This window comes from Microbacterium halophytorum, from assembly GCF_002970975.1.
GTDB lineage: Bacteria > Actinomycetota > Actinomycetes > Actinomycetales > Microbacteriaceae > Microbacterium > Microbacterium halophytorum.
Genome location: NZ_PNFA01000018.1, coordinates 62,934 through 69,124, shown reverse-complemented (window position 1 = coordinate 69,124; position 6,191 = coordinate 62,934). Strand labels below are relative to the sequence as shown.

Genomic DNA, 6,191 nt, shown 5'->3' with positions numbered 1-6,191 from the left:
CTCCAGACCATCCGGATCCAGATGCGCCTCGACCCGCACGATCAGCTTCCGCACCTGATCCGGCGTCAACCCCGGAGCCAGCCCCACCAGGCGCTCCTCCGCCTCGACCAGAGCCTCGCGCGACGCCCGCAACTCGACCCCGTCGAGCATCTTCGAGATATCGTCGGCCACCGTCACACCGATCCGGCCCGCCGCCAGCGCCTCCGCCACATGCGGATGCTTCGCCGGCAGCTCCTCCCCCGCCAGCGACCGCTTCGCCTGCGTCGCCTCCCCCACCCAGATCAGCTTCAACGACTCCCCGATGCTCCCCGCACTCGTCGTCGCAATCAGCGACGCCGGCGACGAGAACCCCTGCCTACGCGCCAGCGAATCCCCACCCAGCTCCCGCCGCGACTGCCGCGCGATCTCCGCTGCCACCGGCGCCTGCGCCGCGTCCAGCTGCCGCCGCAGCGCCCCGAACGCCGCATTCACCGCCACCAGCCCCGCCGAATCCAACCGCTCAACGGGCAGCGAACCACCGGCCGCACTCAGCACCTCCAGCGCCTCCGCGAGACCCGCCAGCCGATCCGTTTCCATGCCCCCATTCTACGAACCACCACCGACACTATCGAATCTTTGTTCTACCCAGTCGCAGAAAACGCGCGAACTCGAAAGCCGCCGCACGGGAGATGGGGCCCCCGGCGATGCCCTTCGCTCAAGCCAGGAATCGCAATTGCGTTCGATCCGCGTACGTCCCCGCGGGGCGCATCCGCAGCTCTGCATCCGACGCACGAGCGCCGCGTCGATACCGGGCCCATGCCTCCGCGCGGCCTCGCGCTTCTGCCATGGACACCTGCGCGGCGCGATTCGACACCGGCCCGCCGCGTCGCCACAATGGCGTCCATGACGACCGATGCTGCGCGCCACGATCTCGCCCGATTCGCCCTCGACGATCGCGTGATCGAGTTCACGGAATCGAGCGCGACCGTCGAGCTCGCGGCCGAGCGGCTCGGCACGCTGCCGGCGCACATCGCGAAGACACTCGCCTTCGTCGACCCGACGGACACCGCGCGTGCGGTCCTCGTCGTCGCGGCCGGAGACGCGAAGGTGCACAGCGGCGGCTTCAAGCGACGCTTCGGAGGCAAGGCCATGATGATCCCACCGGACCGCCTCGTCGAGATGACCGGGCACCCGATGGGCGGCGTCTGCCCCTTCGCGAACCCCGATTCCGCGACGGTCTGGCTCGACGAGTCGCTGCGCCGGTTCGACCTCGTCTATCCGGCGGCGGGCACCGCTGCCTCAGCCGTGCGCCTGACGGTGCCCGAGCTCGAGCGGGCGTCGGGCGCGGCCGGCTGGGTCGACGTATGCAAGGGGTGGCGCGAGGAACAGCGGCAGCACGTCACTCCGCAGCAAGCGTCAGCGTCATGAACGTGCTGAGCGGGTCGGGAGCGTAGGAGCCGAACGGCTCGGTCTCGACGAAGCCGTGGCGCGCGTAGAGCCGGTGCGCCGCGGCGAAGAATTCCATCGATCCGGTCTCGAGCGAGACCCGGGACGCACCCCGCGAGCGTGCGTCGTCGAGCGCGAACCGCAACAGCTCGGACGCGATCCCCCGGCCGCGCATCGCCGGATCCGTGCGCATGCTCTTCAGCTCCTCGTGCCCCGGTTCGAGCTCGGCGAGGGCGACCGTGCCGACGGTCGCGCCGTCGACGACGGCGGTCCACAGCCGCACTCCGGGGCGCTGCAGCGCGTCGTAGTCGAGGGCGTGCTGGCTCTCGGGCGGCGCGGTCGGCGCCATGTCGGCGAGGTGCGCCTCCAGAAAGGTGCGCAGGGACGGGTCCGAGAAGTCGGCGGGCGTGATCGTGAGTGTCAGCACTGCTCCATCCCACCACGTCGAGGTTTCACCGCCGTTTCGCCGGCGGCGGGAACGACGGAACCCCCGGCGCCGAGGGCGCAGGGGGTTCCGTGGGAGGTGCTGTTTACAGCCCCTTCATGATCTCGCGCATGAGCTCGGCGGTCTCGCTCGGCGTCTTGCCGACCTTCACGCCCGCGGCCTCGAGGGCCTCCTTCTTGGCGGCGGCCGTGCCGGCCGAACCGGAGACGATCGCGCCCGCGTGGCCCATCGTCTTGCCCTCCGGCGCCGTGAAGCCCGCGACGTAGCCGACGACCGGCTTCGTGACGTGCTTCTTGATGAACTCCGCCGCACGCTCCTCGGCGTCGCCGCCGATCTCGCCGATCATGACGATCGCCTTCGTGTCGGGGTCGTTCTCGAACGCCTCGAGCGCATCGATGTGCGTCGTGCCGATGACGGGGTCGCCGCCGATGCCGATGGCGGTCGAGAAGCCGTAGTCGTTCAGCTCGAACATCATCTGGTACGTCAGCGTGCCCGACTTCGACACGAGGCCGATCGGGCCGGAGCCGGTGATGTTCGCCGGCGTGATGCCCGCGAGCGCCTCACCCGGCGTGATGATGCCGGGGCAGTTCGGCCCGATGATCCGGGTCTTGTTGCCCTTGCTCTTCGCGTAGGCCCACGCCTCGGCGCTGTCGCCGACGGGGATGCCCTCGGTGATGACGACGAGCAGCGGGATCTCGGCGTCGATGGCCTCGATCATCGCGTCCTTCGCGAACTTCGGCGGCACGAAGGCCACCGAGACGTCGGCGCCCGTCTTCTCGATCGCCTCGGCGACCGAGCCGAACACGGGCAGCTCGATCTCGCCCTCGTGCGGCTTCTCGTGCGTGACGGTCGTGCCGGCCTTGCGCGCGTTCACGCCGCCGACGATGTTGGTTCCCGCCTTCAGCATCAGCGCGGTGTGCTTGGTGCCCTCGCCGCCCGTGATGCCCTGGACGATGACCTTGGAATCCTTGTTCAGGTAGATCGACATGTCTTTGCCTCTATTCCGTCTCTTCGTCTCAGGCGTTCGCGAGCTCGGCGGCCTTGTCAGCGCCCTCGTCCATGCCGGCGGCCAGCGTGACGAGCGGGTGGTTCGCCTCCGCGAGGATCGCGCGCCCCTCCTCGACCTGGTTGCCGTCGAGGCGCACGACGAGCGGCTTGCTCGCCGCGTCGCCGAGGATCTCAAGGGCCTTCACGATGCCGTCCGCGACCGCGACGCAGCTCGTGATGCCGCCGAAGACGTTCACGAACACGCTCTTGACCTGCGGGTCGCCGAGGATGACGTCGAGGCCGTTGGCCATGACCTGCGCGTTCGCACCGCCGCCGATGTCGAGGAAGTTCGCCGGCTTCACGCCGCCGTGGTTCTCGCCTGCGTAGGCCGTGACGTCGAGGGTCGACATGACCAGGCCCGCGCCGTTGCCGATGATGCCGACCTCGCCGTCGAGCTTGACGTAGTTCAGGCCGTTGGCCTTGGCCTTCGCCTCGAGCGGGTCGGCCGCGCCCTTGTCCTCGAGCTCTTCGTGCTCGGGGTGGCGCACCTCGCTGCCGTTGTCGTCGAGCGACACCTTGCCGTCGAGTGCGATGATGTCGCCCGCACCCGTGCGGACGAGCGGGTTCACCTCGACGAGGGTCGCGTCCTCGTGCTTGTAGACGTCGTACAGCTTGACGAACGCCTCGGCGACCTTCGAGACGAGCTCGTCGGGGAAGCCCGCGGCCTTCGCGATCTCGATCGCCTTCGTCCTGTTGATGCCGACCAGCGGGTCGACCTCGACGCGAGCGAGCGCCTCGGGCTTCTCGACCGCGAGCTGCTCGATCTCCATGCCGCCCTCGACGCTCGCCATCGCGAGGTACGAGCGGTTCGCACGGTCGAGGAGCACCGAGAAGTAGAACTCCTCGGCGATGTCCGCGCCCTGCGCGACCATGACGCGCTTGACGACGTGACCCTTGATGTCGAGGCCGAGGATGGCCTTCGCGGCCTCGTATGCCTCATCCGGAGTCTTGGCGACCTTCACACCGCCGGCCTTGCCGCGACCGCCGACCTTGACCTGAGCCTTGACGACCACGACGCCGCCGATCTTCTCGGCCGCTGCCTTCACCTCCTCGGGGGTGTCGGCGATGATGCCGGCGAGCACCGGCACGTCGTACTTCTCGAAAAGGTCCCGAGCCTGGTACTCGTAGAGATCCACGTTGCTTTTCCTTAGGTGGGCGAACGGGTTTGCGGAGGCGTGCAAAACGTCTCGACGTCGAGAGAACTCGACCGGTCCCAGCGTACTACCGGGGTGCGACACACCCGAATCCGAGCTCCCATTCTCCGAGCCGTCGGCGATGCGGTCTCCGGATGGCATGATGCAGGCGCCGGATGAAGGTGGGCGCCCCGGGCCCCGCGGCCGCCCGGGGCGACGACGGATACCGCATCAGCAGTATGCGAGCGCCCCCGCTGAGGGCCAGGATGGGGAGATGCCCACGACCGATCCCGCCGAGACGCCGCTGCCCTGGTGGTTCCGCCACCCCGCGCGGCTCGACATCGTCGTGCTCCTCGTCGCCGTCATCCCCGCCGTCGCGGGCTCCGTCGTGCTCGTCTTCGCCGATGTCGGCGACCCCGCCGACATCTCGCTGTCGCTGATCCCGCCGGGCTGCGCGATCGCGGCGGCCCTGGCGTCTCACCGGTTCCCGCGCATCGCCCTCGCGGTCGTCGCGCTCGGCACCGCCGCGACCGTTCCGCTGCACATCGAACCCACCCTCGCGTGGACGCTCATGGTGTTCTCTGCGCCGCTGCTCACCCTGCGGGGTCCGTCTGCCGCGCTCGTCGCCTGGGTCGGCGCGCTGGCGAACGGCGCCGCGACGTCGCTGAACACGCTCGGCAGTATCGACGGCGTCTCGCTGGCGGCCTCGGTGATCATGGTGCTCGCGGTCACCGCGATGACGGCCGCGCTGAAGAAGCAGATCGAGTATCTGACGGCGATGCAGCGGCAGGCGCGCGAGGCGATCGCGGCGCGCGACCGGGAGGCCGAGCGATCCATCATCGAGGAGCGCCTGCGCATCGCGCGCGACCTGCACGACGCCGTCGGCCACGAGGCCGCCATCGTCAGCGTGCAGATCTCGCTCGCCGAGGTGAACCTGCGGAAGGATCCGGATACTGCGGGCAGCGCCCTCGCCGAGGCCCGCGGCGGCGTGCAGGGCATCCTGCACGAGATGCAGCGCATCCTCGAGGTGCTGCGCTTCTCGGAGGGCGAGGACGCGAGCCGCCCGACGGGAGGAACCTCGGCGCTCCCTGAGCTGATCGCGTCCTTCCGCCGCGTCGGGCTCGACGTCGACGCCGAGCTGAAGCCGATCTCAGGCCGGATCGATCCCGCTGTCGACGCCGCCGCGTACCGGATGACCCAGGAGGCACTCACGAACGCCCAGCGCTACGGGGCCGGCCGGACCGAGATCGCGCTCGCCGAGAGCGGCGGCGTCATCGAGCTGCGTGTGGCCAACGCGATCGCCGACCCGCGTCCCCCCTCCGGATCGGGCTTCGGCCTGGTCGGGATGCGGGAACGGGTCGAATCCGCCGGCGGATCCCTCGAGATCACCGACGAGGGCGGCCGGTTCTCGATCGCCGCCCGCATGCGAACGACGGGAGAACGACTGTGAGCATCCGAGTCCTCATCGCCGACGACCAGGAGATGGTCCGCGTCGGCCTCAGCGCCGTGCTCGAGTCGTTCAGCGACCTCACGGTCGTCGCCACCGCGTCCGACGGGCTCGAGGCGGTCGATGCCGCGGCCGAGCACATCCCGGATGTCGTGCTCATGGACATCCGGATGCCCGGCATCGACGGCGTCGAGGCGACCAGGCGCATCCGGGCCGCCCACCCGCACGGCGTCCGCATCGTGATGCTGACGACGTTCGAGCAGGACGACCTTGTGTTCCAGGCCCTGCAGCACGGCGCGAACGGCTTCCTCGGCAAGGGAGCTTCCCCCGACCAGCTGGCCGACGCGATCCGCGAGGTGCACTCCGGCGGCGGCGCGCTCAGCGCCAAGGCCGCCGCCGTCGTGATCTCGCGTGTGGGCTCGGAACCCGCCAAAACCGTCGACGCCGAGATCGCCGAGCTGTTCCGCGCCCTGACCCCGCGCGAACTCGAGATGGTCTCGCTCGCGGCCCGCGGCTCGTCGAACGACGAGATCGCCCGCGAGCTGTTCCTGTCGCCCTTCACGGTGAAGACCCACGTCAATCGGGCGATGGCGAAGCTCGCGGCCCGCGACCGCGCCCAGCTCGTCGCGTTCTGGCACGCCGCGGGCGAGCCGCGGGCGTGACGCAGACGGTGCGGGCACACGGCCCGCACCGT

General features: G+C 70.0%; 7 protein-coding genes. 3 read left to right on the top strand and 4 right to left on the bottom strand.

Going from position 1 to position 6,191, the window contains the following annotated elements; all coding sequences use genetic code 11:
- A partial coding sequence (locus C0010_RS14740) for a DUF222 domain-containing protein (protein ID WP_158685538.1) occupies nucleotides 1-576 on the bottom strand: 576 nt, incomplete at its 3' end.
- Nucleotides 577-882: 306 nt separating this feature from the next.
- Here C0010_RS14740 and C0010_RS14735 point away from each other — a divergent pair.
- Nucleotides 883-1,407: a YbaK/EbsC family protein gene (locus tag C0010_RS14735; protein WP_105567850.1), complete on the top strand. Its 525-nt coding sequence runs from the start codon at nucleotides 883-885 to the stop codon at nucleotides 1,405-1,407.
- On the opposite strand, the gene C0010_RS14730 is transcribed toward C0010_RS14735, so the two are convergent.
- The 3 genes from C0010_RS14730 to sucC form a co-directional block, all read right to left on the bottom strand.
- Nucleotides 1,379-1,852 carry a GNAT family N-acetyltransferase gene (locus tag C0010_RS14730; RefSeq protein WP_408631085.1) on the bottom strand — a complete coding sequence of 158 codons (474 nt, stop codon included), beginning with the start codon at nucleotides 1,850-1,852 and terminating at the stop codon, nucleotides 1,379-1,381. The two genes, C0010_RS14735 and C0010_RS14730, sit on opposite strands and share 29 nt — an antisense overlap.
- 103 nt (nucleotides 1,853-1,955) lie before the next feature.
- Nucleotides 1,956-2,858, bottom strand: coding sequence for a succinate--CoA ligase subunit alpha (sucD, locus tag C0010_RS14725; RefSeq protein WP_105567849.1), 903 nt, complete (start codon nucleotides 2,856-2,858; stop codon nucleotides 1,956-1,958).
- A 28-nt stretch (nucleotides 2,859-2,886) separates the two neighbouring features.
- On the bottom strand, nucleotides 2,887-4,053 hold the full coding sequence (gene sucC / locus C0010_RS14720; RefSeq protein ID WP_105567848.1) for an ADP-forming succinate--CoA ligase subunit beta: 1,167 nt from the start codon (nucleotides 4,051-4,053) through the stop codon (nucleotides 2,887-2,889).
- Between the two features lie 271 nt (nucleotides 4,054-4,324).
- On the opposite strand from sucC, the gene C0010_RS14715 reads away from it, so the two are divergent.
- Together C0010_RS14715 and C0010_RS14710 are read left to right on the top strand one after the other, a co-directional pair.
- Nucleotides 4,325-5,500 carry a sensor histidine kinase gene (locus C0010_RS14715; protein WP_105567847.1) on the top strand — a complete coding sequence of 392 codons (1,176 nt, stop codon included), beginning with the start codon at nucleotides 4,325-4,327 and terminating at the stop codon, nucleotides 5,498-5,500.
- Entirely contained in the window at nucleotides 5,497-6,159 is a 663-nt protein-coding gene (locus C0010_RS14710) for a response regulator transcription factor (RefSeq protein ID WP_105567846.1), read from the top strand. Before C0010_RS14715 ends, C0010_RS14710 begins: the two co-directional genes overlap by 4 nt.
- Nucleotides 6,160-6,191 lie beyond the last annotated feature (32 nt).